The organism is Sphingomonas sp. PvP018, assembly GCF_017876865.1.
In the GTDB taxonomy this organism is placed as follows: Bacteria; Pseudomonadota; Alphaproteobacteria; order Sphingomonadales; family Sphingomonadaceae; genus Sphingomonas; species Sphingomonas aerolata.
Map to the genome: position 1 here is coordinate 1,664,358 of NZ_JAGIOU010000001.1, position 25,961 is coordinate 1,690,318.

At 67.3% G+C, this 25,961-nt stretch carries 23 protein-coding genes; 7 read left to right on the forward strand and 16 right to left on the reverse strand.

What is annotated here, in order from left to right; genetic code table 11:
- Positions 1-34 precede the first annotated feature (34 nt).
- Entirely contained in the window at positions 35-2,935 is a 2,901-nt protein-coding gene (gene uvrA / locus J3A66_RS07230; protein ID WP_209567980.1) for an excinuclease ABC subunit UvrA, read from the reverse strand.
- A 152-nt stretch (positions 2,936-3,087) separates the two neighbouring features.
- On the opposite strand from uvrA, the gene J3A66_RS07235 reads away from it, so the two are divergent.
- Positions 3,088-3,567 carry a hypothetical protein gene (locus tag J3A66_RS07235; RefSeq protein ID WP_209567982.1) on the forward strand — a complete coding sequence of 160 codons (480 nt, stop codon included), beginning with the start codon at positions 3,088-3,090 and terminating at the stop codon, positions 3,565-3,567.
- Positions 3,568-3,606: 39 nt separating this feature from the next.
- Here the strand turns inward: J3A66_RS07235 and J3A66_RS07240 are convergent, their stop codons facing one another.
- The 11 genes from J3A66_RS07240 to J3A66_RS07290 all read right to left on the reverse strand — a co-directional run bounded on the left by J3A66_RS07240 (position 3,607) and on the right by J3A66_RS07290 (position 17,484).
- On the reverse strand, positions 3,607-4,269 hold the full coding sequence (locus J3A66_RS07240; protein WP_348634013.1) for a DUF4893 domain-containing protein: 663 nt from the start codon (positions 4,267-4,269) through the stop codon (positions 3,607-3,609).
- A 1,390-nt stretch (positions 4,270-5,659) separates the two neighbouring features.
- Positions 5,660-7,054, reverse strand: a complete 1,395-nt coding sequence (gene lpdA, locus J3A66_RS07245) for a dihydrolipoyl dehydrogenase (RefSeq protein WP_209567984.1) — start codon at positions 7,052-7,054, stop codon at positions 5,660-5,662.
- Positions 7,055-7,181: 127 nt separating this feature from the next.
- Positions 7,182-8,426 carry a 2-oxoglutarate dehydrogenase complex dihydrolipoyllysine-residue succinyltransferase gene (gene odhB, locus J3A66_RS07250; protein ID WP_209567986.1) on the reverse strand — a complete coding sequence of 415 codons (1,245 nt, stop codon included), beginning with the start codon at positions 8,424-8,426 and terminating at the stop codon, positions 7,182-7,184.
- A gap of 80 nt (positions 8,427-8,506) precedes the next feature.
- Complete coding sequence (locus J3A66_RS07255) at positions 8,507-11,446, reverse strand: 2-oxoglutarate dehydrogenase E1 component (protein ID WP_159510773.1); 2,940 nt, start codon at positions 11,444-11,446, stop codon at positions 8,507-8,509.
- Positions 11,447-11,606: 160 nt separating this feature from the next.
- Positions 11,607-12,491, reverse strand: a complete 885-nt coding sequence (gene sucD / locus J3A66_RS07260) for a succinate--CoA ligase subunit alpha (RefSeq protein WP_031395407.1) — start codon at positions 12,489-12,491, stop codon at positions 11,607-11,609.
- A gap of 55 nt (positions 12,492-12,546) precedes the next feature.
- Positions 12,547-12,843 (reverse strand): GIY-YIG nuclease family protein, encoded by a 297-nt coding sequence (locus J3A66_RS07265; RefSeq protein WP_348634014.1) that lies wholly within the window; start codon positions 12,841-12,843, stop codon positions 12,547-12,549.
- Positions 12,844-12,929: 86 nt separating this feature from the next.
- The gene (gene mdh, locus J3A66_RS07270) at positions 12,930-13,892 is read right to left on the reverse strand and encodes a malate dehydrogenase (RefSeq protein WP_183935123.1); all 963 of its coding nucleotides are present in this window, start codon (positions 13,890-13,892) and stop codon (positions 12,930-12,932) included.
- Positions 13,893-14,154: 262 nt separating this feature from the next.
- Entirely contained in the window at positions 14,155-15,246 is a 1,092-nt protein-coding gene (gene zapE / locus J3A66_RS07275) for a cell division protein ZapE (RefSeq protein ID WP_209567988.1), read from the reverse strand.
- Between the two features lie 129 nt (positions 15,247-15,375).
- Positions 15,376-15,843 (reverse strand): PaaI family thioesterase, encoded by a 468-nt coding sequence (locus J3A66_RS07280; RefSeq protein WP_209567990.1) that lies wholly within the window; start codon positions 15,841-15,843, stop codon positions 15,376-15,378.
- A 142-nt stretch (positions 15,844-15,985) separates the two neighbouring features.
- Positions 15,986-16,768: a succinate dehydrogenase iron-sulfur subunit gene (locus tag J3A66_RS07285; protein WP_209567992.1), complete on the reverse strand. Its 783-nt coding sequence runs from the start codon at positions 16,766-16,768 to the stop codon at positions 15,986-15,988.
- 134 nt (positions 16,769-16,902) lie between these two features.
- The gene (locus tag J3A66_RS07290; protein ID WP_031393666.1) at positions 16,903-17,484 is read right to left on the reverse strand and encodes an ATP-dependent Clp protease proteolytic subunit; all 582 of its coding nucleotides are present in this window, start codon (positions 17,482-17,484) and stop codon (positions 16,903-16,905) included.
- 96 nt (positions 17,485-17,580) lie between these two features.
- Here J3A66_RS07290 and J3A66_RS07295 point away from each other — a divergent pair, with 96 nt between their 5' ends.
- Together J3A66_RS07295 and J3A66_RS07300 are read left to right on the forward strand one after the other, a co-directional pair.
- Positions 17,581-17,856, forward strand: a complete 276-nt coding sequence (locus tag J3A66_RS07295) for a BrnT family toxin (protein WP_031393665.1) — start codon at positions 17,581-17,583, stop codon at positions 17,854-17,856.
- Positions 17,834-18,118: a CopG family antitoxin gene (locus tag J3A66_RS07300; RefSeq protein ID WP_197976043.1), complete on the forward strand. Its 285-nt coding sequence runs from the start codon at positions 17,834-17,836 to the stop codon at positions 18,116-18,118. The genes J3A66_RS07295 and J3A66_RS07300 overlap by 23 nt, the downstream gene beginning before the upstream one ends.
- Before the next feature lie 2 nt (positions 18,119-18,120).
- On the opposite strand, the gene J3A66_RS07305 is transcribed toward J3A66_RS07300, so the two are convergent.
- Genes J3A66_RS07305 through sdhC form a run of 4 tightly spaced genes read right to left on the reverse strand, consistent with a single transcriptional unit; the run spans position 18,121 to position 21,006 of the window.
- Complete coding sequence (locus J3A66_RS07305) at positions 18,121-18,408, reverse strand: hypothetical protein (RefSeq protein WP_209567994.1); 288 nt, start codon at positions 18,406-18,408, stop codon at positions 18,121-18,123.
- Complete coding sequence (gene sdhA / locus J3A66_RS07310; RefSeq protein ID WP_031440116.1) at positions 18,408-20,210, reverse strand: succinate dehydrogenase flavoprotein subunit; 1,803 nt, start codon at positions 20,208-20,210, stop codon at positions 18,408-18,410. Before sdhA ends, J3A66_RS07305 begins: the two co-directional genes overlap by 1 nt.
- Complete coding sequence (gene sdhD / locus J3A66_RS07315) at positions 20,210-20,596, reverse strand: succinate dehydrogenase, hydrophobic membrane anchor protein (RefSeq protein WP_031440117.1); 387 nt, start codon at positions 20,594-20,596, stop codon at positions 20,210-20,212. The genes sdhA and sdhD overlap by 1 nt, the downstream gene beginning before the upstream one ends.
- Positions 20,596-21,006 (reverse strand): succinate dehydrogenase, cytochrome b556 subunit, encoded by a 411-nt coding sequence (gene sdhC / locus J3A66_RS07320; RefSeq protein ID WP_209567997.1) that lies wholly within the window; start codon positions 21,004-21,006, stop codon positions 20,596-20,598. Before sdhC ends, sdhD begins: the two co-directional genes overlap by 1 nt.
- A 240-nt stretch (positions 21,007-21,246) precedes the next feature.
- On the opposite strand from sdhC, the gene J3A66_RS19425 reads away from it, so the two are divergent.
- From J3A66_RS19425 to J3A66_RS07340, 4 genes are all read left to right on the forward strand, one after another.
- Complete coding sequence (locus J3A66_RS19425) at positions 21,247-22,605, forward strand: methyl-accepting chemotaxis protein (protein WP_274602310.1); 1,359 nt, start codon at positions 21,247-21,249, stop codon at positions 22,603-22,605.
- Positions 22,606-22,626: 21 nt separating this feature from the next.
- A complete protein-coding gene (locus tag J3A66_RS07330) occupies positions 22,627-24,018 on the forward strand; it encodes a methyl-accepting chemotaxis protein (protein ID WP_209567999.1) in 1,392 nt (463 codons plus the stop codon).
- A gap of 65 nt (positions 24,019-24,083) precedes the next feature.
- Complete coding sequence (locus J3A66_RS07335) at positions 24,084-24,788, forward strand: SDR family NAD(P)-dependent oxidoreductase (protein ID WP_209568000.1); 705 nt, start codon at positions 24,084-24,086, stop codon at positions 24,786-24,788.
- Positions 24,778-25,740 (forward strand): 50S ribosomal protein L11 methyltransferase, encoded by a 963-nt coding sequence (locus tag J3A66_RS07340; protein WP_209568003.1) that lies wholly within the window; start codon positions 24,778-24,780, stop codon positions 25,738-25,740. The genes J3A66_RS07335 and J3A66_RS07340 overlap by 11 nt, the downstream gene beginning before the upstream one ends.
- Positions 25,741-25,961: the final 221 nt, after the last annotated feature.

A 25,961-nucleotide genomic window follows, 5' to 3' on the forward strand; every position in this document is an offset into this window, starting at 1 on the left:
AGAATCCGCGGCCTAAATCGTCATATATTGACCGTCACTCCGCGGCCGCCACCACCTTCTTCTCCAGCAACGGCGCCAGATACTTGCCCGTGAAGCTGCCCTTGGCCTTGGCGACCTTTTCCGGCGTGCCTTCGGCGACGATCTCGCCGCCCTTGACGCCGCCCTCCGGCCCCAGGTCGAGGACCCAGTCGGCGGTCTTGATGACGTCGAGATTATGCTCGATCACGACGACGGTGTTGCCCTGCTCGACGAGCGCGTGAAGGACTTCGAGGAGTTTGCGGACGTCCTCGAAATGCAGGCCGGTGGTGGGCTCGTCGAGGATATACAGCGTGTTGCCGGTTGCGCGGCGCGAGAGTTCCTTGGCGAGCTTGACGCGCTGCGCCTCGCCGCCCGAGAGCGTCGTCGCCTGCTGGCCGACCTTGACGTAGCCGAGGCCGACCTCGACCAGCATCGCCATCTTGTCGCGGATCGGGGGGACCGCCTTGAAGAACTCGGCGGCGTCCTCGACGGTCATGTCGAGCACGTCGGCGATGCTGTGGCCCTTGAACTTCACCTCGAGCGTCTCGCGATTGTAGCGCGCGCCGTGGCAGACGTCGCACTGCACATAGACGTCGGGGAGGAAGTGCATCTCGATCTTGAGCACGCCGTCGCCCTGGCACGCCTCGCAGCGGCCGCCCTTGACGTTGAAGCTGAACCGGCCGGGCTTGTAGCCGCGCGCCTGGGCTTCGGGCAGGCCGGCGAACCAGTCGCGGATCTGCGTGAAGCTGCCGGTATAGGTGGCGGGGTTGCTGCGCGGGGTGCGGCCGATCGGCGACTGGTCGATGTCGATGACCTTGTCGAGATATTGCAGGCCGGTGATCTTGTCGTGCTTGCCCTGGACGATGCGCGCGCCGTTCAGCTCGCGCGCGGCGGCGGCGTAGAGCGTGTCGATCGTGAAGCTCGACTTGCCCGACCCTGAGACGCCGGTGACGCAGGTGAAGGTGCCGAGCGGGATGCTCGCGGTGACGCCCGTCAGGTTGTTCGCGGTGGCGTTGTGGACGGTGAGCTTCTTGCCGTTGCCCTTGCGGCGCGTGGCGGGGACCGGGACCTCGCGCGTGCCGTTAAGATAGTCGGCGGTGATGCTGGTCTTCGACTTCAGGATCTGTTTCAGCGTGCCTTGCGCCACGACCTGGCCGCCGCGGACGCCCGCGCCGGGGCCCATGTCGATGATGTAATCGGCGGTGCGGATCGCGTCCTCGTCATGCTCGACGACGAGCACGGTGTTGCCGAGATCGCGCAAGCGGCGCAGCGTCTTGAGGAGCATGTCGTTGTCGCGCTGGTGCAGGCCGATGCTGGGCTCGTCGAGGACGTAGAGCACGCCCGACAGCCCGCTGCCGATCTGGCTCGCGAGGCGGATGCGCTGGCTCTCGCCGCCACTCAGGGTTCCCGAGGTGCGGTCGAGGTTGAGATAGTCGAGCCCGACATTGTTGAGGAAGCCAAGGCGTTCGACGATTTCCTTCAGGATGCGTTCGGCGATCGCGTTCTGCTGGTCGCCGAGATGCTGCGGCATGTCGGTGAAGAACTGGAGCGCGTCGACGACCGAGAGGTGGGTGGCGTAGCTGATGTCCTTCATCGCGATCTTGACCGCGAGCGCCTCGGGCTTAAGGCGCGCGCCGCCGCAGACCTCGCACGGGGCGGCGGACTGGTATTTGTTCAGCTCCTCGCGCATCCACGCGCTCTCGGTCTGGAGCAGGCGGCGGTTGAGGTTGCCGATGACGCCCTCGAACGGCTTGGAGACGTCGTATTTCTTCTTGCCGTCGATGAAGGTGAGCGTGACGGGCTTGCCCTTCGAGCCGTGCAGGATGACGCGCTGGACCTCCTCGGGGAGCTCGCCCCAGGGGGTCTCGATGTCGAACTTGTATTCGCGCGCGAGGCTGCCGAGGACCTGCATGTAATAGGGCGAGGGCGGATTGGACTTCGCCCAGGGGACGACCGCGCCCTTCTTGATGCTGAGCATGTGGTTGGGGACGACGAGGTCTTCGTCGAACAGCAGCTTCTCGCCGAGGCCGTCGCAGGCGGGGCATGCGCCCTGGGGGGCGTTGAACGAGAAGAGGCGCGGCTCGATCTCGGAGATGGTGAAGCCGCTGACCGGACAGGCGAACTTCTCGCTGAAGACGATGCGGCCGTCGGGGGCGTTGCTGCCGAGGATTTCGGACTTGGGGGTGTGCGGCTCGACCGGGTCGGCGGGGTCGACATAGGCGAGGCCCTCGGCGAGCTTCAGCGCGGTTTCGAAGCTCTCGGCCAGACGCGTGGCGATCTCGCCGCCGACGACGAGGCGGTCGACGACGACCTCGATGTCGTGCTTGTACTTCTTGTCGAGCGCGGGCGCCTCGTCGATATCGTGGATCGTGCCGTCGATGCGGACGCGGGTGAAGCCCGCCTTCTGCCACTCGGCGAGTTCCTTGCGATACTCGCCCTTGCGGCCGCGGACGACGGGGGCGAGCAGATACAGGCGCGTGCCCTCGGGGAGCGCCATGACGCGGTCGACCATCTGGCTGACGGTCTGCGCGGCGATCGGCTCGCCAGTCGCAGGCGAGTACGGGATGCCGACACGTGCCCAGAGCAGGCGCATGTAATCGTAGATCTCGGTGACGGTCGCGACGGTCGAGCGCGGGTTGCGCGACGTCGTCTTCTGCTCGATCGAGATGGCGGGGCTGAGGCCTTCGATGTGGTCGACATCGGGCTTCTGCATCAGTTCGAGGAACTGGCGCGCATAGGCGCTGAGGCTCTCGACGTAGCGGCGCTGACCCTCGGCATAGATGGTGTCGAAGGCGAGGCTCGACTTGCCCGAGCCCGACAGCCCGGTGATCACCGTCAGCGTGTCGCGGGGGATGTCGATGTCGACGTCCTTGAGATTGTGTTCACGCGCGCCGCGTACGGAAATCTTGGTCAGCATAGGAGAGTCTGTTCCACATTTGTTCGGACGCGACAAGCCCGGGAGGGCGCCGGGCGGGTGCTCGCAAAGATGGGTAACGCCGAACCATTGTCCAAGGTGCCGACGATAGTTACATAGTGTATTGTTAGTACAATACAGTGCTGGAGACCGAGATGGGCAAGAAGAAGGAGCGTCGCGAACGCGAGGCGCGGGAGCGCGAGGCTGAGACGGGCGCGACGAAACGCGAGGGGTTCGAGGCGCGCTGGTCCGCCAAGGCGGGCAAGCATGGCGGCGCGGCGCCGTTCGCGGGGATGGCGGCGGCGCTGACGCGGCAGATGGGCACGCCCGCGGGACGCCAGGTGATCGCGGCCGGGCTGATGATGGCGGCGACCGCGATCACGGCGAAGGACACGCGTGGGGCGACGCAGCCCGAGCCGCCCAAGCCGCCCCAGCCGCCCGAACCCTCGGCCGAGGCTTCGCCGGAGGCTCCGGGCGCGTCGGCGGCGGGCAGCGGGCCGTTCGCGGGCGAGACGCCGGAACCGCCCAGGAGCGACGCTGCTGCGCTGCCGCCCGAATTCGCGAAGGTGATCGACTCGTTCGCATCGGGCCTGGAACGCTTCGCGGCGAACTTCGCTAAGCCGCCAAAGGGCTGATGCTTCCGATCCTCCCCCGCAAGGGGGAGGGTTCTACGCTCAGCGCGGCGTCGCGGGCGTCGCAGGCGGCACGGGGACCAGTTCGTAGAGATCGAGGATCGCGCCCTGCCCCGCGCGCGTCATCACGAGGCGCCAGCGCAGCGGCCCGACGCGTTCGACGACGCCCGCGACGTCGCGCGCCGGGTTGGTGCCATAGGGCGGCGCGACCTGCGCAGGCGTAGTGCGCACCGTGCCGAGGAACACCTGCCGCCGGTCGGTGTCGGGGTGTAGCCAGCCGCCGGGCAGCGTCGTGCCGGTCTGCTTGGTGAAGGAGAGCCCCGCGCCGTCGCCGTCGACATAGCAGAAATCGGGCGCGAAGCTCGCATAGCCCGCCCGCCCGCCGAGCCGGACCAGCCGGCAGCGATAGGAGCCGGGCGACAGCGCGGGAAGGTCGAGTGCGCCTGCGGGATCGAGCAGCGCACCCTCGGCCGCGATCCGCCCCGCCAGCCGTCTGGGCACCGCGGCGCGCGCGCGCGTCCAGCTGTCGCCGAGTGCGGCGAGCCGGGCGCGGTCGTCGGGCGTTGCGATCGTCGTCCAGTTTGGGGCGGCCGGTGCGGGGTCCGCCGCCACGGCCGGGGCCTTGCCCGCGCTTTCGCCCCGGGGCTGCGTCGCGCAGCCGGCGAGACAGGCGGTTCCTACCGCCAGGATCATCAACGCACGCACGGGCAGGCTCCTTGCACGGCCGGTCGCGACGATGGCGTCGCCGCGGCGTGGAGACGAGTGGCTATGCCGGGCTGGTAAACGGATTGCTAACAACTGCACTAATCTGGCTCAGTTTCGACCCGAGGTGAGGGCTGGATGCGGTGAGGTGCGGGTGAGCGGTTGGTGGAGGTTGGCAGGGTACGAGGCAACCCCCTGCCTGTCGTCATTTCGGCCCGAACCGGGACTCAGGGCCGCGGGCGGGTGCGCTTGGGGCTCTGGGTCCCGGCTTTCGCCGGGATGACGGGGGGGGGCGGGCGTGACGGTGGCGTGCGCGGCCCTTTGCGGGGGCGCCAGCCGCCAGCCATGCGATCGATGGCGAGAGAGACGCGATACGCCCGCCCCCTGCCGTCATCCTGGGCTCGACCCAGGACCCAGAGCCGCGGGGGGTTGCGCTTGCAGCTCTGGATCCTGGCTTTCGCCAGGATGACGGGAAGTGGGCGGGGCGTGACGGTGGAGTGCGCGCCGTTGCTGGGGCGAGTCGTCGCGGGTTTGGCAGACGCGGTGGCCAGGCGATCGATGCCGAGAGACGCGATGCGCCCACCCCCTGCCGTCATCCCGGGCTCGACCCGGGACCCAGGGCGCGGGCGGGTGCGCCTGTGGCTCTGGGTCCCGGCTTTCGCCGGGATGACGGGGGGGTGGGTTGTTGCGGGTGCGGGAGCGATTTTGTGGCGCCTCCCCTTCCCGTCATCCCGGCGGACGCCGGGACCCATGGTAGCGGACCGGGTTATGACGGCACGGGATCGCCGGGTCCGCCGTAACCATGGGTCCCGGCGTTCGCCGGGATGACGGATGGGGTCGAAGGTCGTTGCGGGTTTGCCTGCCGCTACGGCCCGGCGATCGATGGCGAGAGACATGTTGCGTTCACCTCTTCCGTCATCCTGGGCTCGACCCAGGATCCAGAGCCGCAGGGGGGTACGCTTGCGGCTCTGGATCCTGGCTTTCGCCAGGATGACGGGAGGGGGGCGGTTGTGGCGGGTGCGGGAGCGATTTTGAGGCGCCTCCCCTTCCCGTCATCCCGGCGGGCGTCGAGACCGATGGTCGCGGACCGGGTTATGGCGGCACGTGATCGCCGGGTCCGCCGTAACCATGGGTCCCGGCGTTCGCCGGGATGACGGGTGGGGGGTGCGGGTCGCTTATGGGGTTTGGGCTTGAGAGCGTGGACGTTTCGCGCGCGATCGGGAGACGTGGAGAGAGCGCCGGTGGGGTTTCCACCGACGCCCTTCCGAAACGCAGCTTTGCCGCGGCTTGGCCGGACAGGGGCGAAGCCCCTGTCGTCGGACGGCGCTGGAGCGCCGCCGGCCGGTCCGACCGCCGGGTGCTCGGCCGTAGCTTGCGCTACGGCCTTGCGTGGTCAGATGTGGATCGGCTTGCCCTGTACGGCCATCGCCGCTTCCTTGAGCGCCTCGGCATGCGTCGGATGCGCGTGGCAGGTGTAGGCGATGTCTTCGCTGGTCGCGCCGAATTCCATCGCGATGGCGGCTTCGGCGATCAGCGTGCCGGCGAGGCTCGACACGATCCAGACGCCCAGCACGCGGTCGGTCTTGGCATCCGCGATGACCTTGACGAAGCCGTCGGTGTCGCGGTTGGTCTTGGCGCGGCTGTTGGCGGCGAAGGGGAACTTGCCGACCTTGATCTCGGTCATGTCCTTCGCGGCTTCCTCGGTGAGGCCGACGCCGGCGATCTCGGGCATCGTGTAGACGACGGACGGGATGACGTCCTCGTTGACGATGCCGGTCTGGCCGGCGATGTTCTCCGCCACCGCGACGCCCTCGTCCTCCGCCTTGTGCGCGAGCATCAGGCCCGGGACGCAGTCGCCGATCGCCCACACGCCGTCGACCTTGGTCTTGAAGCTGTGGTCGGTCTCGATCTGGCCGCGCTTGTTGAGCTCGAGGCCGATGGCTTCGAGGTTGAGGCCGTCGACATTCGCCTTGCGGCCGATCGAGACGAGCACCGCGTCGGCGGTCATCGTCTCGGACGCGCCACCCGCGGCGGGCTTGACGGTGACGGTCGCGACACCGTTGTCGACGGTCACACCGGTGACCTTGGTCGAGAGCTTGAGCTCCATGCCCTGCTTCTTGAAGAGCTTAGCGCTCTCACGGCGGACTTCGCCGTCGAAGCCGGGGAGGATCTGGTCGACGAATTCGACGACGGTGACCTTCGCGCCAAGGCGACGCCAGACGCTGCCGAGCTCGAGACCGATCACGCCGCCGCCAATGACGACCATGTGCTCGGGCACCTTGGGGAGCGCGAGCGCGCCGGTCGAGTCGACGACGGTGGTCTGGTCGACCTCGACGCCGGGGAGCGGCATGACGCTCGAGCCGGTGGCGATGACGATGTTCTTCGCGGTGACCGTCTGGCCGTTGACGTCGACGGTGTGCGCGTCCTGGAACGCGGCCTTGCCCTTGAGCCAGGTCACCTTGTTCTTCTTGAACAGGAATTCGACGCCGCCGGTCAGTTCCTTGACGGCCTTGGCCTTCTCGGCGTGCATCTGGTCGAGGTTGAGCGAGACGCCGGTGAACTCGACGCCGAACTTGGTCATGTGACCGGCCTTGGCCTCCTCGTACAGCTCGGAGGCATGCAGCAGCGCCTTGGAGGGGATGCAGCCGACGTTGAGGCAGGTGCCGCCGAGCGTATCGCGGCTCTCGGCGCAGGCGGTGCGCAGCCCGAGCTGTGCGGCGCGGATCGCGGCGACGTACCCGCCGGGGCCTGCGCCGATTACGAGGACGTCATAGTCATAGTCAGCCATTGTCGCTTCTCTCTTACTTCCCCGGCGCAGGCCGGGGCCCAGTTGGGAGATATATGGGGAGGGCGAGGCGCTTCGTCACCGCGGCCTTCCCCACTGGGCCCCGGCCTGCGCCGGGGTGGTTAGATATTTACAGGTCGATCAGGATGCGCGTCGGGTCTTCGATCGCGTTCTTGAGCGCGACGAGGAACGTCACGGCTTCGCGGCCGTCGATCAGGCGGTGGTCGTAGCTGAGGGCGAGGTACATCATCGGGCGGATGACGATCTGGCCGTTCACGACGACCGGGCGCTCCTCGATGCGGTGGAGGCCGAGGACCGCCGACTGGGGCGGGTTGATGATCGGGGTCGACATCAGCGAGCCGAACACGCCGCCGTTCGAGATGGTGAAGGTACCGCCCTTCATCTCGTCCATCTTGAGCGCGCCGTCCTTGGCGCGCTTGCCGAAGTCGCCGATCGTCTTCTCGATCGTCGCGACCGACATCTGGTCGGCATCGCGGATCACGGGGACGACGAGGCCGCCCGGCGACGAGACCGCGACCGAGATGTCGGCGTAATCGTGATAGACGATGTCGTCGCCGTCGATCGATGCGTTGACGCTGGGGATGTCGCGCAGCGCCATCGTCGCGGCCTTCACGAAGAAGCCCATGAAGCCGAGGCGGACGCCGTGCTTCTTCTCGAACAGGTCCTTGTACTTGGCGCGCGCCTCGATCACCGCGGTCATGTCGACGTCGTTGAACGTCGTCAGCATCGCGGCGGTGTTCTGCGCTTCCTTGAGGCGCTTGGCGATCGTCTGGCGCAGGCGCGTCATGCGGACGCGCTCTTCACCGCGGCCCGAGGCTGCGGGCGCTGCGGCCGGTGCGGGCGCAGGTGCTGCGGCAGGCGCGGGCTTGCTCGAGGCGGCGGCGGTCACGTCTTCCTTGGTGATGCGACCGTCGCGACCGGTGCCCTTGACGGTGCCGGGGTCGACGCCGTGCTCGAGCACCGCGCGGCGAACCGACGGCGAGAGGGCTGCGGGCGAGTCGCTGGTGCCGGCGCCGGGCTGGTCGCCGTACCCTGCGCCGGACTCGTCCTTGGCGGGCGCCGCGGGCGTTGCGGTCGCGGCGGGCTCGGGCGCCTTGGCGGGAGCCGCTGCGCCGTCACCGGCGTCGATCGTGGCGAGCATCGCGCCGACCTGCACCGTGTCGCCGACCGCGACGGCGTGCTGGCCCATGACGCCGGCGACCGGCGAGGGCACCTCGACCGAGACCTTGTCGGTCTCGAGGCTGGCGATGGGCTCGTCGACGGCGACGGGATCGCCGGGCTGCTTCAGCCACTCGCCGAGGGTGGCTTCGGTGATCGATTCACCCAGGACGGGGACGGTGACTTCGGTTGCCATGGTTTCTGCCTACTTCCTTGTATCCCCGCGAAGGCGGGGACCCAGACTGGGCCCCCGCCTTCGCGGGGGAACAGAGTTGATTACGATGCGCGGGTGCGGCGGATTTCGTCGCGGACGCTGTGGCCGAGCGCGTCGGCGACGAGTGCGCCCTGCTCGGCCTGGTGACGCTTCATCAGGCCGGTCGCGGGCGAGGCCGAGGCGCTGCGCCCGGCGTAGCGCGCACGCTTGACCGGCGAATTCACGCTGGCCAGCGCCTCCTCGATCAGCGGCTCGACAAAGAACCAATAGCCGTTGTTCTTCGGCTCTTCCTGCGCCCAGACGATCTCTTCCAGGTTCGGCATCTTGGCGACGCGCTCGGCGATCGGGTTGCCGGGGAAGGGATAGAGCTGTTCGACGCGGACGATCTGCGTGTCGGTGTCGCCCGCCGCATCGCGTGCCTCGATCAGGTCGTAGGCGACCTTGCCGGTGCACAGGACGAGACGCTTGGTGTCGACGTCGGCCGCACCGTTGGTGTCGGACAGGAGGCGACGGAAGTGGCTGTCGCCCTGGAAGTCCTCGGCGTTCGACACCGCAAGCTTGTGCCGGAGCAACGACTTGGGCGTCATCACGATCAGGGGCTTGCGGAAATTGCGATGCATCTGCCGGCGGAGCAGGTGGAAATAGTTCGCCGGGCTGGTGCAGTTCGCGACCTGGATATTGTCGTCCGCGCAGGACTGGAGGAAGCGCTCGGGACGCGCCGAGCTGTGCTCGGGGCCCTGCCCTTCATAGCCGTGCGGGAGCAGCATCACGAGGCCGTTGGCGCGGAGCCACTTCGACTCGCCCGACGTGATGAACTGATCGATCATGATCTGCGCGCCGTTGACGAAATCGCCGAACTGCGCCTCCCAGAGGACGAGCGTCTTCGGGTCGGCGAGCGCATAGCCGTACTCGAAGCCGAGCACGCCGTACTCGGACAGCGGGCTGTCGAGCACCTCGAAATTGCCGTGCTCGATCTCCTGCAGCGGCACATACTTGTGCTCGTCGGTCTGGTCGACCCAGACCGCGTGACGCTGCGAGAAGGTGCCGCGGCCCGAATCCTGGCCGGACAGACGGACGCCGTATCCTTCGGAGAGCAGGCCGCCGAAGGCGAGCGCCTCGCCGGTCGCCCAGTCAAAGCCCTTGCCCGACTTGAACATCTCGCGCTTGGCATCGAGCACGCGCGCGAGCGTCTTGTGGATCTTCACGCTCTCGGGAACGGTCGTCAGCGTGCGGCCGAGCGAGTCGAACAGCTTCTGGCTGAGACCCGTCTCGACGTTGCGACGCGCGGAGGCGCCATCGGTCGGCGCGCTGAGGCCGGTCCAGCGACCGCCGAACCAGTCCGCCTTGTTCGGCTTGTACGACGCACCCGCTTCGAACTCGCCCTCGAGCCGCAATGTGAGCTGCTTCACATTCTCGTCGATCCAGGGCTGGTCGATGACGCCTTCCTTGATCAGGCGGTTGCCATAGACCGAGCTGACGCCGGGGTGCTTGCGGATGATGTCGTACATCAGCGGCTGGGTGAAGGAGGGCTCGTCGCCTTCGTTATGACCGAAGCGGCGATAGCACCACATGTCGATGACGATGTCGCGGTGGAACTTCTGACGGAATTCCATCGCCATCTTGGTGGCGAAGGTCACCGCTTCGGGATCGTCGCCATTGACGTGGAAGACCGGCGCCTGGACGCCCTTGGCGACGTCCGACGGGTAGGGCGACGAGCGCGCGAACTGCGGGCTGGTCGTGAAGCCGACCTGGTTGTTGATGATGAAGTGGACGCAGCCGCCGGTGTTGTAGCCGCGGATGCCGGAGAAGCCGAGGCACTCCCAGACGATCCCCTGCCCCGCGAACGCCGCGTCGCCGTGGATCAGCACGGGCAAGCTGGCGACATGGTCCTTCAGATCGTTGTTGAGCGTCTGGATCGCGCGCGTCTTGCCGAGCACGACCGGATCGGCCGCCTCGAGATGCGACGGGTTAGCGACGAGGCTCATGTGAACCTTGTGGCCGTCGAACTCGCGGTCGGTGCTGGTGCCGAGATGGTACTTCACGTCGCCCGACCCGCCGATGTCATCGGGGTTGGCCGAACCGCCGGCGAATTCGTGGAAGATGACGCGGAGCGGCTTTGCCATGACGTTGGCGAGCACGTTCAGACGACCGCGATGCGCCATGCCGATGACGATCTCGCGCACGCCCATCTGGCCGCCATACTTGATCACCGATTCGAGCGCGGGGATCATCGATTCGCCGCCGTCGAGCCCGAAGCGCTTCGTGCCGACATATTTCTTGCCGAGGAATTTCTCCCACTGCTCGGCTTCGATGACCTTGTTGAGGATCGCCTTCTTGCCGTCGACGGAGAATTCGATCGCCTTGTCCTGGCCTTCCATCCGCTCCTGGAGGAAGCGGCGCTCCTCGACATCGGCGATGTGCATGTATTCGAGGCCGACATTGCCGCAGTAATTCTTGCGCAGCGTGTCAACGAGTTCGCGGATGGTCGCCCATTCGAAACCCATCGTGCCGCCGAGATAGACCTTGCGGTCGATGTCGGCGTCGGAGAAGCCGTGATATTCGGTCTTCAGATCCTCGGGCATCTCGCGCTTCGAGAGGCCGAGCGGATCGAGATTGGCGGCGAGGTGGCCGCGGACGCGGTAGGTGCGGATCAGCAGCTGCGCGCGGATCGCGTCGGCCGCGGCCTTGGCGATCTCGTCCTTCGAGACGGGGGCGGGCGCGGCGGCGGCGGGAGCGGGCTTGCCGCCACCCTTTGCGGGCTTGGGCGCGGGCTCCATCTGGGTCGGGTCGAGCGCCGCGGTCAGGTCGTCCGTGGTGGTCAGCGGCCAGCGCGCGCTTTCCCAGCTCGGGCCCTGCGCGGAGCCTTCGAGCCCCTCGAAGAACGTCCGCCAGCCGGATTCGACCGAGGCCGGATCGGCGGTGAACTTGGCGTAGAGCGTCTCTACGAACGCCGGGCTGACGCCGGCTGCGATATCGCTGAAATCCTGGCCTTCGTAGCCCATGTCGTTCGTCCTCAGTTTCCCTCTCCCCCGCGGGGGAGTGGGAGGGGCCCGCCCGCACTTGCGGGTGGGAGGGTGAGGGCACGGGCGGTCACGTGCCCTCACCCTTCCGCCGCCAAATGGCGGCTCCTTCCCTCTCCCCGGGGGGAGAGGGGTAGTAAGATCAACCCTTCAGCACGCTCAGCAGCGTCTCGCCGAGCAGGCTGGGGCTTTCCGAGACCTTGATCCCGGCAGCTTCCATTGCCGCGATCTTGCTCTCGGCATCGCCCTTGCCGCCCGAGACGATCGCACCGGCATGGCCCATGCGACGACCCGGAGGCGCCGTGCGGCCCGCGATGAAGCCGGCCATCGGCTTCTTGCGGCCACGCTTGGCCTCGTCGATCAGGAACTGGGCGGCCTGCTCCTCCGCGTCGCCGCCGATTTCGCCGATCATGATGATCGACTTGGTCTCGTCGTCCGCGAGGAACAGCTCGAGCACGTCGATGAAGTTCGTGCCGTTGACGGGATCGCCACCGATGCCGACCGCGGTCGTCTGACCAAGGCCTGCGTTCGAGGTCTGGAAGACCGCCTCATAGGTGAGCGTGCCTGAACGGCTGACAACGCCGACCGAGCCCTTCTTGAAGATCGAACCGGGCATGATGCCGATCTTGCACTCGCCGGGGGTCAGGACGCCGGGGCAGTTCGGGCCGATCAGGCGCGACTTGGAGCCCGCGAGCGCGCGCTTGACCTTGACCATGTCGAGCACGGGAATGCCCTCGGTGATCGCGACGATCAGCTCGATCTGCGCGTCGATCGCCTCGAGGATCGAATCGGCCGCGAAGGGAGGCGGCACGTAGATGACCGACGCGGTCGCGCCGGTGACCGACTTCGCCTCGGCGACGGTGTTGTAGACGGGGAGGTCGAGGTGAGTCGTGCCGCCCTTGCCGGGGGTGACGCCACCGACCATCTGCGTGCCGTATTCCAGCGCCATCTTGGTGTGGAAGCTGCCGGTTTCGCCGGTCATGCCCTGCGTGATGACCTTGGTGTTCTTGTCGACGAGGATGCTCATTCTATCTCCAGTCCGGTCCGCCCCGGCGAAGGCCGGGGTCCAGTTGGGAAGGCGGTCATGGTAGGGCGATACGATCGTACAGGTCATCCCAAGCGGGATTAAGCCCTTCGATCTCACGCACTTTCCAGGCCCGCTTCCACTCCTTCATTTGCAGCTCGCGCTGCCGCGCCGCTTCCCATTCGCCGCACGCCTCGTACCAGACGAGTAGCTTGCAGCCATAACGCTTGGTGAAACCGCTCAAACCGTTGCGGTGCTCCCACACGCGCTTTGGCAGGTTCACTGTCGAGCCGAGGTAGATCGCCCCGTTGGGGAAGTTGGCCATGATGTAAACGAACGCCTGTTCTTCCATCATCGTGGCTTTCGCAACTGGACCCCGGCCTGCGCCGGGGTGGTGGCTATTCCCTTCGGTACGCTCCTACCTCAGCTCATGTCATCAAATCAGTTCAGGCTACCGTCGATACCCTTGCAGGCGACGATCAGTTCCTTGACCGCGTCGACCGAGACCTGGAGGTTGCCCTTGGCTTCGTCGTCGAGCTTGATCTCGACGATCTTCTCGACGCCGCCGGCGCCGATCACCACGGGGACGCCGACATACAGGTCGTCGAGGCCGTATTCACCCGAGACGTAGGCCGCGGCCGGCAGGACGCGCTTCTGGTCGTAGAGATAGGCTTCGGCCATCGCGATGCCGCTGGTGGCGGGCGCGTAATAGGCCGAGCCGGTCTTGAGCAGTGCGACGATCTCGCCGCCGCCGCCGCGCGTGCGCTTGACGATCGCGTCGATCTTCTCCTGCGTGGACATGCCCATCGCGATGAGATCGGGAACCGGGATGCCCGAGACGGTCGAATACTGGATCACGGGGACCATCGTGTCGCCGTGGCCGCCGAGCACGAAGCTGGTGACGTCCTTGACCGAGACCTTGAACTCGTCGGCGAGGAAATGGCTGAAGCGCGACGAGTCGAGCACGCCGGCCATGCCGACGACCATGTGATGCGGCAGACCCGAGAACTCACGCAGCGCCCAGACCATCGCGTCGAGCGGGTTGGTGATGCAGATAACGAATGCGCCCGGCGCGTTGGCCTTGATGCCCTCGCCCACGGCCTTCATGACCTTCAGGTTGATGCCGAGCAGGTCGTCGCGGCTCATGCCGGGCTTGCGCGCGACACCGGCGGTGACGATGATGACGTCCGCGCCGGCGATATCGGCATAGTCGTTCGAGCCGGTGATCGTCGAGTCGAAGCCTTCGACCGGGCCGCACTGCGACAGGTCGAGCGCCTTGCCCTGGGGGATGCCCTCGGCCACGTCGAACAGGACGATATCGCCCAGACCCTTGAGTGCTGCGAGGTGCGCGAGCGTGCCGCCGATGTTACCGGCGCCGATCAGCGCGATCTTCTTGCGAGCCATTCCAATCCGTCTCCGTCTGATGTGCGGGGTGATTGGTGACGCCGGTTACGCGCATTATGGCGCTACGGCAACCGTTAAAGCAGAAAAGTGCGAGCGTTATTGCAAATCGTTCGCAGGAGCAATAAGCTTGCCGATGTGCGCTGAACCACCCCGGCGGAGGCCGGGGCCCAGTTGGGGGACGGTGCAAACTGAGTACTGCGCGCTGTTACGACGGCCTTTCCAACTGGGCCCCGGCCTTCGCCCGGGTGGTGTTTGGGGTACGTCAGATATGCCCTTCCGCCAGATACTCCTCGGAGCGCATCTCTTCCAGCCGGCTGATCGTGCGGTCGAATTCGAACCGGCCGTCGCCGCTCGCATAAAGGTCGCCCGGCTGCGCGTCGGCGGCGGCGAGCAGCTTGACCTTGTGCTCGTAGAGCGCGTCGATGAGGCCGACGAAGCGCGCGGCCTCGTTGCGGTTTTCGGGCCCGAGCTTGGGGATGCCGACGAGGATGATGGTGTGGAATTTGCGGGCGATGGCGAGATAGTCGGCCACCCCCCTCGCCTCGCCGCACAGCTTCTTGAAGCTGAACACCGCGACGCCTTTCAGCGACTTGGGGACGCGCAGGGCCCGGCCCTGGACGATCAGCTCCTCGGACGGGACGTGCTCGCTGTCGTCGGGCGAGAAGTCGGTGAGGCGGAAGAAGGCGGCGGAGAGCTGCGCGGTCGCCTCGGGCCCGTTGGGGACGAGCCAGGTGTCCTGGCTGCCGAGCCGGTCGCGGCGGTAATCGACGGGGCCGTTGAGCGGGAGGACATCGAGCCGCTGTTCGATCGTCGCGATGAAGGGGAGGAAATGCTCGCGGTTGAGGCCGTTCTTGTAGAGATCGGCAGGCGGGCGGTTCGAGGTGGTGACGATCGTCACGCCGGAGTCGAGCAGCGAGGTGACGAGCCGCGACAGGATCATCGCGTCGGGGCTGTTGGTGACCATCATCTCGTCGAACGCGAGCAGGCGGGTCTCCTCGGCGATCGCGGTGGCGACGGGGACGATCGGGTCGCCGACCTCCTTGCGGCGCTCGGCGGCGATGCGGGCATGGACCTCGAGCATGAACTCGCCGAAATGGACGCGGCGCTTCCGGTCGACCGCGACCTCGGCGAAGAACAGGTCCATCAGCATCGACTTGCCGCGGCCGACACCGCCCCAGAGATAGACGCCGCGCGGGGCCGGCTTTTTCGCAAAGCGCGCGAAGAAGCCGGTCGCGACGGGCGCGGGGAGTTCGGTGGCGAGCGTGTTCAGGCGCGCGGCGGCGGCGGCCTGTTCGGGGTCGGGGCGGAGTTCACCCGAGGCGACGAGCGCTTCGTAGGCGGCGAGGACGGTCATTGGTCTTCACCACCCCGGCGGAGGCCGGGGCCCAGGGGGAAAGGTCGCCGTGATAGAACGCTACGCTTGAACAATGATCGTGTCCCAACTGGGCCCCGGCCTTCGCCGGGGTGGTGATAGCGGTCGGGGTCAGCCCTTCGGCGGCTTAGGCGACGGCTTGCGGATCGTCGCGGAGAAGGCCGCGATCTTTGCCTCGTCGTCGCCTTGCACCACGAGGCCCCGCAGGAACAAGAGGCGGCCGGTTTCCTTGAGCACCTCGACCTGCGCCTCGATCGGGGCGCCGATCCGGCCGCCACCGATGAACTGGGTGTTGAGGTCGAGCGTCACCGCGGTGCCGGCGGTGATCAGCCCGAAGCCGCGTGCGGCGGCGAACAGGGCGACGTCGATGAAGCCGAGCAGCGCGCCGCCGTGCACATTGTCCTGCAGGTTCGAATGGCGACGCTCGGGCGTGATGCGGACGCGGACGAGGTCGCCGTCGACGCGGTAGAGCATGGGGCCGAGCAGCGTGTTGAACCGGGTCGGGTCGGACAGGGTCCAGCTGCGCCAGCCGGGGTTTGCGGGGTCTTCGGCGTCGAGGAAATGGGGGGTATCGGTCATGAGTTCCGTTCGTCCTGAGCGAAGTCGAAGGACTTTTGGGAGCGCCACCCCCTGCCCCGGGCTTGTGCTTCGACTTCGCTCAGCACGAACGGGAGGGGGGGGAGGGATCAGCGGTTGAGCGAAGAAACCTCCCCCTCCCAGATCAGACGATCCGTTCGGCTTCCATCTTCTTGATCTCGGCGATCGCCTTGGCGGGGTTGAGACCCTTGGGGCAGGCGTTCGCGCAGTTCATGATCGTGTGGCAGCGATAGAGGCGGAACGGATCCTCGAGCTCGTCGAGCCGCTCGCCGGTCATCTCGTCGCGGCTGTCGGCGAGCCAGCGATAGGCCTGGAGCAGGATCGCCGGCCCCAGGAACTTGTCGGCGTTCCACCAGTAGCTCGGGCACGAGGTCGAGCAGCAGGCGCACAGGATGCACTCGTACAGGCCGTCGAGCTTCGAGCGGTCTTCTGGCGACTGGAGACGCTCCTTGCCCGAGGGCGGCGGGGTGACGGTCTGGAGCCAGGGCTTGATCGACGAATATTGCGCGTAGAAATGCGTGAAGTCGGGGACGAGATCCTTGATCACGTCCATGTGCGGCAGCGGCGTGATCTGGACCTCGCCCTTGCAATCCTCGATCGCGGTGGTGCAGGCGAGACCGTTCTTGCCGTCGATGTTCATCGAGCAGGAGCCGCAGATCCCCTCGCGGCACGAGCGGCGGAAGGTCAGCGAGCTGTCCTGTTCGCCCTTCATCCTGATCAGCGCGTCGAGCACCATCGGACCGGTCTCGTCGAGGTCGAGCTCGAACGTGTCGTAGCGGGGATTCTCGCCGCTATCGGGATCGTACCGATACACCTTAAACGATTTTAGCCGCTTGCCCCCGCTTGCCGAGGCATGCTTGACGCCCTTCTTGACGACGCTGTTTTTCGGGAGCGAGAATTCGGCCATTGCGAGCGGTCCGTCCGTGGTGTGATGACAAGGTTGTCAGAGCCGATACATGACAGGGGCCCTGCCCGCAAATCCTTAGCTTCGCGGGTGCAACATGAGTCACATGTGGGGCGCGGCACGGACCGCCGCAACCGTCAGATGATGTCGAGGATCAGCCCGAGATCGCGCGCTTCCTCCGCCTCGATATACCAGTTGGACGGCGCCTTGGCCTTCAGCTCCTCGATATCGACCTTGGTGCCGCGGACGAGATCGCGAAAGCCTTCTTCCTGGATGTTGATCGAATCCTCGATCTCGTGGAGCTTGGCCTTCAGCGTATAAGACAGCGCGTTGAGCGGGCCGTTGAGCTGGATCGTGCTCGTCATCTGGCGCTCATGGATCATCAGGCGGCTGTTGCGCGTGAGGAAGCGGCTGTCGGCGGGAAATGCCGACATGAAGGTCGCGCCGGCCGAATAGACCGCGACCTTGCCGAGGAACAGCGTCTCGCGATCGGTATATTCGCGCAGCAGCCGGATATGGTCGCCCATCGCGCGCGCCATTTCGGGATCGCCGCCAAGCGTGGTGATCGAGACGACGAGCGGGCCCTCGGTGGGCGCGGCCGCGACCTGCGCCTTGAAACTGTCGTACATCGCATCGTCGACGGGGCCGTGCAGCTGGACATGGGGGACGGCGAGCAACGGATAGTTGCGCGCGTTCGAAGCGGGGGAGGTGTCGGTCATGCGCGGGCAAACTTACCGCGGTATCGCGCGGTTCCGATGTCGTCCGCAAAAGACCGGGAGTATAGATTCTATACCGAAATTGCGGTAGAGTTGGCCATGTTCGAATTCGACCCGGACAAGAGCGCGGCCAACGCGGTCAAGCACGGTATTGATTTCGTCGAAGCTCAGGCGCTGTGGGGCGATGACGAGCGGATCGTCGTCGGATCGGCCCAGCGCCATGTGGGCGAGGACCGGCAATTGGTGATCGGCCGGATCGGCGATCGCTTGTGGACGGCGATCGTCACCGATCGCGGTACGGCGACCCGGATCATCTCGGTTCGCCGCGCGAGAGATTATGAGGAACTGGCTTATGAACGCGCCCGCACCGGCTAAATCCGTGCTGCACAAGGCTATCTCAGCCGACGAACTCGACCGGCGGTTCGACGAGGGCGAGGATGTCAGCGCGTATTTCGACTGGTCCAGCCCGCGCAAGCCTGCGCTGGAGGCCAAGCGCGTGAACGTCGATTTCCCCACGTGGATGGTAGAGAGTCTCGACGTGCAAGCCCGCAAGCGTGGCGTCACGCGTCAGGCGCTCATCAAGATGTGGCTGGCAGATCGTCTGGAAGCGGCAGCGAATGCGCCCGCCGCCCCCTGAGGTCAGACGTCCCGGTCGAGTGCCGGATCGGCCTGTCGCCTGTGCTGGAGGATCCAGCCGACCAGGCCGCCGGGGACGCCGCCGGCGAGCGAGAAGAGCGCGAAGAAGGTGATGGCGATCTTCTGCGGGTCTTCGCCGGGGGCGCGCGTCTCGATGCCGTAGATATAGATCGCGGTGCCGATCGCGACGATCGCCGGCCAGAGAAAGCCGGCGATCATCGGCGGGAACCGCGTCAGCAGCCCCACCGCGACGGGCACGAGGAACCCGATCGCGATGATGGCCCAGATCATCAATAGACCCGCTTCTTGGGCTTGATGTAGTCGACGTCGTCGGTGAGCGTGTAGTCGTGCACCGGGCGGAAATCGATCTTGGTCTGACCTCCCTTGCCGCCCCAGCCGTCGAAGGTGGTGATGGTGTGCTTCATCCAGTTGGCATCGTCACGCTCGGGGAAATCCTCGTGCATGTGCGCGCCGCGCGACTCGGTGCGGTTGGCGGCCGAGTTCATCGTGACGACGGCCTGGCCGATCAGATTGTCGAGCTCCATCGTCTCGACCAGATCGGTGTTCCAGATCATGCTGCGATCCTTCACGGCGACGTCGGTCATCCGGTTGTAGATGCCCGCCATCTTCTCGACGCCCTGGTTGAGCAGTTCGGTGTCGCGGAACACGGCGCAATGCTTCTGCATCGTCTGCTGCATGTCGAGACGGATCTGCGCGGTCGGCGACCCGCCGCTCGCGTTGCGGAACGTGTCGAGACGCGTCAGCGCGAGGTCTTCCGAGCCCTTGGGCAGCGGCGCGTGCGCGGTGCCGGGCTTGAGCGTGTCGCGGATCCGCAGGCCGGTCGCACGGCCGAACACCACGAGATCGATCAGGCTGTTCGAGCCGAGGCGGTTGGCGCCGTGAACCGAGACGCAGGCGGCCTCGCCGACCGCGAACAGGCCGGGGACGACCGCGTCGGGGTTGCCGCCGACGAGGTTGACGACCTCGCCGTGGAAGTTGGTCGGGATGCCGCCCATGTTGTAATGCACGGTCGGCGTGACGGGCAGCGGCTGGCGGGTGAGATCGACGCCCGCGAAGACCTTGCCGGTCTCGGTGATGCCCGGCAGGCGCTCGGCGAGCACCTTCGGATCGATGTGATCGAGGTGCAGGAAGATGTGGTCGCCGTTCTTGCCGACGCCGCGGCCTTCACGCATTTCGAGCGCCATCGAGCGGCTGACGACGTCGCGCGAGGCGAGATCCTTCGCCGACGGGGCATAGCGCTCCATGAAGCGCTCGCCCTCGGAGTTGGTCAGGTAACCGCCCTCACCGCGTGCGCCCTCGGTGATGAGCACGCCCGCGCCGTAGATGCCGGTCGGGTGGAACTGGACGAACTCCATGTCCTGGAGCGGCAGGCCGGCGCGGAGCACCATCGCGTTGCCGTCGCCGGTGCAGGTGTGCGCCGAGGTCGCTGAGAAATAGACGCGGCCATAGCCACCCGTGGCGAGCACGGTCTGGTGGCTGCGGAAGCGGTGGATCGAGCCGTCTTCCATGCACAAGGCGATCACGCCGCGGCAGACGCCGTTTTCCATGATCAGATCGAGCGCGAAATACTCGACGAAGAAGTCCGTGTTGTACTTCAGGCTCTGCTGGTAGAGCGCGTGAAGCATCGCGTGGCCGGTACGGTCGGCGGCAGCAGCGGTGCGCTGGACCGGGGGCCCCTCGCCCATGTTCTGCATGTGGCCGCCGAACGGACGCTGATAGATCGTCCCGTTCTCGTTACGGCTGAACGGCATACCGGCATGTTCGAGCTCGTACACCGCCTGCGGGGCCTCGCGGCACAGATATTCGATCGCGTCCTGGTCGCCGAGCCAGTCGGAGCCCTTGACGGTGTCGAACATGTGCCAGGTCCAGTGATCCGGCGAGTTGTTGCCGAGCGACGCGGCGATGCCGCCCTGGGCGGCGACGGTGTGCGACCGGGTCGGGAAGACCTTGGTGATGCACGCGGTCTTCAGGCCGCTCTCGGCGATGCCCATCGTGGCGCGCAGGCCCGAGCCGCCGGCCCCGACGACGACCGCATCATAGGTATGATCGATGATCTTGTAGGCAGCTGACATTACGCAGGGGCTCCGGAGAAGGCGACCTTCAGGATCGCGAACAGGGCGATGCCGCCCAGCGTGAAGGTGAACAGGTTGAGCAGGATCATCGTCACGACGCGGCTTTCGCCGTGCATATAATCCTCGATCACGACCTGAAGACCGAGACGGAAATGGTAGAAGACCGACAGGATCAGCAGCGCCATCGGGATCGCCGCCCAGGACGACTGGAGCCACAGATGCACCGAGGCATAGTCATAGGCGGGCATCCGCGCGACCGCGACCATCAGCCAGGCCATCAGGAAGATGTTGGCGCCGGCGGTCAGCCGCTGCTGCCACCAATGCTGCGTGCCGTGCTTGGCGCTGCCCAGACCGCGGACGCGGCCGACTGGCGTACCCGAACCCATTACTTCATCCCCATGTAGAGCCAGAAGGCGACCGTCAGCAGCGTGCTGGCCAGGATCGTCGCGCGCGCACCCATGCGGTTGCGCTTGAGTTCGAAACCGGCGCCGGTGTCCATCACCAGATGGCGGATGCCCGTCATCATGTGCTGGAGCAGCGACCAGGTCAGGCCGATGCCGATGACATAGCCCAGAATGTTGAGCCCGCCCGCGTCGGTCGTGAACACGTCGACAAAGGTCGCATAAGCCTGATCCCCCGAGGCGATCGCGGCGAGCCACCAGACGAGCAGCAGGCTGCCGACGGTCGCCATGCCGCTGCCGGTCGCGCGGTGCAGGATCGAGACCAGCATGTGCGGGCCCCATTTATAGACCTGCAGATGGGGAGAAAGCGGGCGTGCCGGGTTGCGCGATGCCAAGGGCTGTGTCCTCGAGTACGAAGGGCGAGTAACGAACGGTTTGCCGGTCTATTAGACGCCATGTGCTGCGATGCAACCCATCGCCGCCCGGGTTGATAACCCAGGGCAATGCGCAGGGGCCGCTGGACGGTTGGTCGGGCGGGGCGGCGGGCGCCCCCTGCCCCGCGGCATCGATCCCTAACCTGGCCTTAAGGAATCACCGTTAGCGCTGGCCGGGCAACGCGATCCGGAGTTTACCCTTTGACCTCACTCGACATGCCGGCCCCCGGGTCGATCGCCACCCAGATCGACCTGGCCGCACGGCTGCGCGCGTTCGACTTTGACGGCTCGCTCGCGGCAGCCAGCCGCGAGCTCTGGGCGCTGATCGAACCGCATGTCGTCACCATCTCCCAGGCCTATTGGGAACAGTGGCAGCGCTGTTTCAGCAACGAGCGGATCTGGTCGCCGCACGAGGCCGACGCGATGATCGAGGTCGGCTGCAATTTCCTGCGCGACCGCTTCCTCAACACCAATGCGCGCGGCTGGGTCGAATCGGTCGAGCGATCGGTCGCCGCGGCCTATGCCGCCGACGTGTCGCCGATGGCGCTGCTGTCGATGATCAGCGCGAGCGACCGTGCCGCGCTCGGCGTGCTGATGCAGAGCGTGGCGCGCGACAATGACCGACTTTCCTTGTATATCGACACGCTGATGAGGCTGTCGGCGCTGGAAGGTGAGATCACCGTGGCGATCTATACCAAATATCGCAACTTCTCGGCGCAGGGCGCGCGCGACACGCTGGCGGTCGAATTCCGCGACGGAATCGCGACGATGGTCGAGACCGCGACCGACGAGGGGCATGTGCTGCGCGAACAGGCGGTGCGCAGCTCGGCCTCGACCCGCGCGGTGCTGGGCAAGGCGAGCGAGGTGGCCGCCGCCGCCGAACAGTCCGCGGTCGCGATGCGCGAGGCCGCGCAGACCGCCGCGGGGCTGATCCGCGCGATCGAGGATGCGCGCAGCGAGGTCGAGGCCGCGGCCGAGATCGCCAATCGCGCGTCCGCACAGGCGACCGACGCGGTCGGCATGTCCGAGGCGCTGAGCGATCACGCCAAGTCGATCGAGTCGATCCTGGGGCTGATCCGCGACATTGCCGGCCAGACCAATCTGCTCGCGCTCAACGCGACGATCGAGGCGGCGCGCGCGGGCGATGCCGGGCGCGGCTTCGCGGTGGTGGCGCAGGAGGTGAAGAGCCTCGCCAGCCAGACCGCACGCGCGACCGACGACATCGCGGCGAAGATCGCCGCGATCCAGTCGGCGACGCGCGGCACGGTCGCGACCAATGCGAGCATCAAGGCGACCGTCGCCGAGGTACAGGACAGCGCCGACCGGATCCGCCACGCGATGGAGGCGCAGGCGCAGACCGTCACCGCGATCACCGCGGCGGTCGACGAAACCGCGCTCGCCGCCGATTCGATGTCGACGACGATCGCGGCGATCAGGGCGGATACCGAAATGGTGGCGACCGAGATCGACGGCGTCGGCCGGGGCTTCGACATGCTCGACAGCCGGCTGAGCAATCTGAAGACCAGCGCGGGCGTATTCATCGCGAAGGTGGCTGCATAACGGAGGGCACAAGGGGGGAGCATGACCGCGCCAATCGACCGCATGAGCAATGGCGTGCCACACGGCACGCTGGACTGGGGCAATGATGGCCGGCCGCTGTACGAACGCGTGCGCGACTATGACTGGGACGGCGCGATCGGGCCAAGCTGCGCGACGCTGACCGCGATGCTGGATGCCGCCGACCACCGGGTGATCGCGGAGACGTTCTGGCGGCATTACCTCTCGCTCGAGAGCGCGCTTCATGTCCGGCCCGCCTTCACCCCCGAGCGACTCGAACGCAGCATCGTCGCAAGCGCGGACTATGTCCGGCTGAAATATCTCTCCCCCTATGACCTGGCGTGGCGGGACATCGCGATCGACCATGCGATCCAGTCGCGCAAGGCGAACATCCCGCTGCCCGCCTTGCTCGCCGCGCTGGCGTTCGCGCACAGCGTCACGCTCGGGCTGATCGCCGAACGGGTCGGCACCGACACCGCGTCGATGCGGATGCTGGGCGACGTGATCCAGCGGCTCGCGCTGATCGAGGCGGACATCATGGCATCGCATCTGAGCGCGTCCGATGCCGAAGCGGCGCGGATCGCCCGCAGCGCGCGGGCGGCGGCGTTCCGTGAAAGCATCGCCTCGTCGATCGAGGACACCGCCGAGCTGGGCGCGCGGATCCGCGTCCAGGCGATGGGCGCGTCGACCTCGACCCGCAGCGTGCTGGGCAAGACGAGCGAGGTCGCCGCCGCCGCCGAACAGTCGGCGCTGGCGATGCGCGAGGCCGCGCACACCGCCTCGGGACTGATCTGCGCGATCGAGGGCGCGCGGATCGAGGTCGAGGCGGCCGCCGAGATCGCCAACCGCGCGTCGGCGCAGGCGACCGACGCGGTCGGGATGTCCGAGACGCTGAGCGCGCATGCCCAGTCGATCGAGTCGATCCTGGGGCTGATCCGGACGATCGCGGGGCAGACCAATCTGCTCGCGCTCAACGCGACGATCGAGGCGGCGCGTGCGGGCGATGCCGGGCGCGGCTTTGCGGTGGTGGCGCAGGAGGTGAAGAGCCTCGCCAGCCAGACCGCGCGCGCGACCGACGACATCGCGACCAAGATCGCCGCGATCCAGGCGGCGACGCACAGCTCGGTGACGACCAGCGTCGGCATCCGCACGACCGTCGGCGAGGTCCAGGACAGCGCGGTGCGGATCCGCCAGGCGATGGACGCGCAGGCGCGGACCGTCGCGTCGATCACCGCCGCGGTCGACGAGACCGCGCTGGCCGCCGACACGATGTCCGCGACGATCGACATGATCCGCGGCGATGCGGAGGCGGTCGCCAACGAGATCACGCTGCTGGGCCAGGATTTCGGGCTGATCGACGACAAGCTGAGCGTGCTGCGCGGTGCCGCCGACGGGTTTTCGTCCAGCGTCGCGTGAGCGACATCACCGCCGTGCGAACGGGTGGGTGACGAACCGTCATCGGGCGCGCTAAGGCCCTGGCCATGACCATCCTACTCACAGGGTCGAGCCGGGGCATCGGCGCGGCCATTCACCAGGCGCTGACCGACGCGGGCGCCACTGTCATCGGGCACAGGAGCAGCAACGGGGGCAGCGCGAGCGGGCTCCCCGCCGACTTCGCCGACCCCGCCGGGCCGACCGCGCTGTGGACCGCCGCGCTCGAACAGGCCGGCGGCACGATCGACGTGCTGATCAACAATGCCGGGGTGTTCGAGGCGAGCCCGCTGGGTGACGGCGACTGGACCGCTCAGTGGGAGCGGACGATGCGGATCAACCTGACCGCGTCCGCCGAACTCTGCCGGCTCGCGGTGCTGCACTGGCAGGCGCGCGGGTTTGCGGGGCGGATCGTCAACATCGCCAGCCGCGCCGCCTATCGCGGCGATTCGCCCGCGCACTGGCATTATGCCGCGTCGAAGGCGGGAATGGTGGCGATGACCAAGACGATCGCGCGCGGCTATGCCCGCGAGGGGATCCTGGCGTTCGCGATCTGCCCGGGCTTCACGATGACCGGGATGGCGGAGGATTATCTGTCGAGCCGCGGCGGTGATGCGCTGCTCGCCGACATTCCGCTCGGCAAGGTCGCGGACCCCGCCGAAGTCGCCTCGGTCGCACGCTATTGCGCGCTCGAGGCGCCGGCCTCGATGACCGGCGCGGTGATCGATGTGAACGGGGCGAGCCATGTCCGCTGAGAGCTGGAAACTCACCCTCCCCTGCACGCGCGCGGAGGCGGAGGCGATCGATGCGAGCGGCGATCTGGGCGACGCGATTCCGGGCGACGCGGTGCTGATGACCACCGAGGAGATCGAGGACGACGTCGAATCCTGGCGGCTCGACGCGTATTTCGAACATGAGCCGGGCGCCGACACGGTCGCGGCGGTGCGCGCGCTGGTGCCGAGCGCGGCGGGGGCCGGAATCGCGGTCGAGCGGCTGGCCGCGGCGGACTGGGTGACGATGAGCCAGGCGGGGCTCGAGCCGCTGTCGGTCGGACGGTTCTTCGTCCACACCCGCGCGCATGCCGATGCGGTGCCCGCGGGCAAGCGCGCCTTCCTGATCGAGGCGAGCCGCGCGTTCGGGACGGGGCATCACGAGACGACCAGCGGGTGCCTGGCGATGCTCGACGGGCTGGCGGATGCGGCGCCGGGCGAGCGGTTCGCCAACGTCATCGACATCGGCACGGGGACCGGGCTGCTCGCCTTTGCCGCGGCGGATCTGTGGCCCGATGCGGCGGTGATGGGGACGGATATCGATCCGGTCTCGATCGAGGTGACGCAGGAGAATGCGGACCTGAACGGCGTCGCGGGGATCGACCTGGTGGTGGCCGACGGGACGCTCGACGACGCGATCGTCGCGCGCGCGCCCTATGACCTGGTGATCGCGAACATCCTGGCGGGGCCGTTGGTGTCGATGGCGCCCGAGATCGCGTCGATCGCCGATGCGGGGGCGACGATCGTGCTGGCGGGGCTGCTCGAGACGCAGCGCGCGGGCGTGGTCGCGGCCTATACGGCGTGCGGGTGCTCGCTGGACGCGGTCGACCGGCGCGGGGACTGGAGCGTGCTGCGGCTGCGCGCGGGCGCGACGCGGTTCGTGGCGGACGGGCCGTTCGATCCCAAGGGGCGCGACGGGTGGGCGCTGGATATCTGATCCTGTTCCGCCGCGAAGGCGGGGGAAGATGAGGGTGCGGCCAGCGCCTTGCCTCACACTCTACGCCACCCCGGCGGAGGCCGGGGGCCAGTTGGGATGGCGGTTCGGTTCCATCTCCGGGGTTCGCCCAACTGGGCCCCGGCCTTCGCCGGGGTGGTTTGTGGGTGGGGCGGCGTTCGGTTCCACGAGGTGATACGGCCGGGTGCCGCCAGTGGTTCGCC

Excerpts from the sequence above, each read along its gene's own strand:
- uvrA (WP_209567980.1), bottom strand. The coding sequence starts at position 2,935 with ATGCTGACCAAGATTTCCGTACGCGGCGCGCGTGAACACAATCTCAAG.
- J3A66_RS07235 (WP_209567982.1), top strand. The coding sequence starts at position 3,088 with ATGGGCAAGAAGAAGGAGCGTCGCGAACGCGAGGCGCGGGAGCGCGAG.
- lpdA (WP_209567984.1), bottom strand. The coding sequence starts at position 7,054 with ATGGCTGACTATGACTATGACGTCCTCGTAATCGGCGCAGGCCCCGGC.
- odhB (WP_209567986.1), bottom strand. The coding sequence starts at position 8,426 with ATGGCAACCGAAGTCACCGTCCCCGTCCTGGGTGAATCGATCACCGAA.
- J3A66_RS07255 (WP_159510773.1), bottom strand. The coding sequence starts at position 11,446 with ATGGGCTACGAAGGCCAGGATTTCAGCGATATCGCAGCCGGCGTCAGC.
- sucD (WP_031395407.1), bottom strand. The coding sequence starts at position 12,491 with ATGAGCATCCTCGTCGACAAGAACACCAAGGTCATCACGCAGGGCATG.
- J3A66_RS07265 (WP_348634014.1), bottom strand. The coding sequence starts at position 12,843 with ATGATGGAAGAACAGGCGTTCGTTTACATCATGGCCAACTTCCCCAAC.
- mdh (WP_183935123.1), bottom strand. The coding sequence starts at position 13,892 with ATGGCTCGCAAGAAGATCGCGCTGATCGGCGCCGGTAACATCGGCGGC.
- zapE (WP_209567988.1), bottom strand. The coding sequence starts at position 15,246 with ATGACCGTCCTCGCCGCCTACGAAGCGCTCGTCGCCTCGGGTGAACTC.
- J3A66_RS07280 (WP_209567990.1), bottom strand. The coding sequence starts at position 15,843 with ATGACCGATACCCCCCATTTCCTCGACGCCGAAGACCCCGCAAACCCC.
- J3A66_RS07285 (WP_209567992.1), bottom strand. The coding sequence starts at position 16,768 with ATGGCCGAATTCTCGCTCCCGAAAAACAGCGTCGTCAAGAAGGGCGTC.
- J3A66_RS07290 (WP_031393666.1), bottom strand. The coding sequence starts at position 17,484 with ATGACCGACACCTCCCCCGCTTCGAACGCGCGCAACTATCCGTTGCTC.
- J3A66_RS07295 (WP_031393665.1), top strand. The coding sequence starts at position 17,581 with ATGTTCGAATTCGACCCGGACAAGAGCGCGGCCAACGCGGTCAAGCAC.
- J3A66_RS07300 (WP_197976043.1), top strand. The coding sequence starts at position 17,834 with ATGAACGCGCCCGCACCGGCTAAATCCGTGCTGCACAAGGCTATCTCA.
- J3A66_RS07305 (WP_209567994.1), bottom strand. The coding sequence starts at position 18,408 with ATGATCTGGGCCATCATCGCGATCGGGTTCCTCGTGCCCGTCGCGGTG.
- sdhA (WP_031440116.1), bottom strand. The coding sequence starts at position 20,210 with ATGTCAGCTGCCTACAAGATCATCGATCATACCTATGATGCGGTCGTC.
- sdhD (WP_031440117.1), bottom strand. The coding sequence starts at position 20,596 with ATGGGTTCGGGTACGCCAGTCGGCCGCGTCCGCGGTCTGGGCAGCGCC.
- J3A66_RS07330 (WP_209567999.1), top strand. The coding sequence starts at position 22,627 with ATGACCGCGCCAATCGACCGCATGAGCAATGGCGTGCCACACGGCACG.
- J3A66_RS07335 (WP_209568000.1), top strand. The coding sequence starts at position 24,084 with ATGACCATCCTACTCACAGGGTCGAGCCGGGGCATCGGCGCGGCCATT.
- J3A66_RS07340 (WP_209568003.1), top strand. The coding sequence starts at position 24,778 with ATGTCCGCTGAGAGCTGGAAACTCACCCTCCCCTGCACGCGCGCGGAG.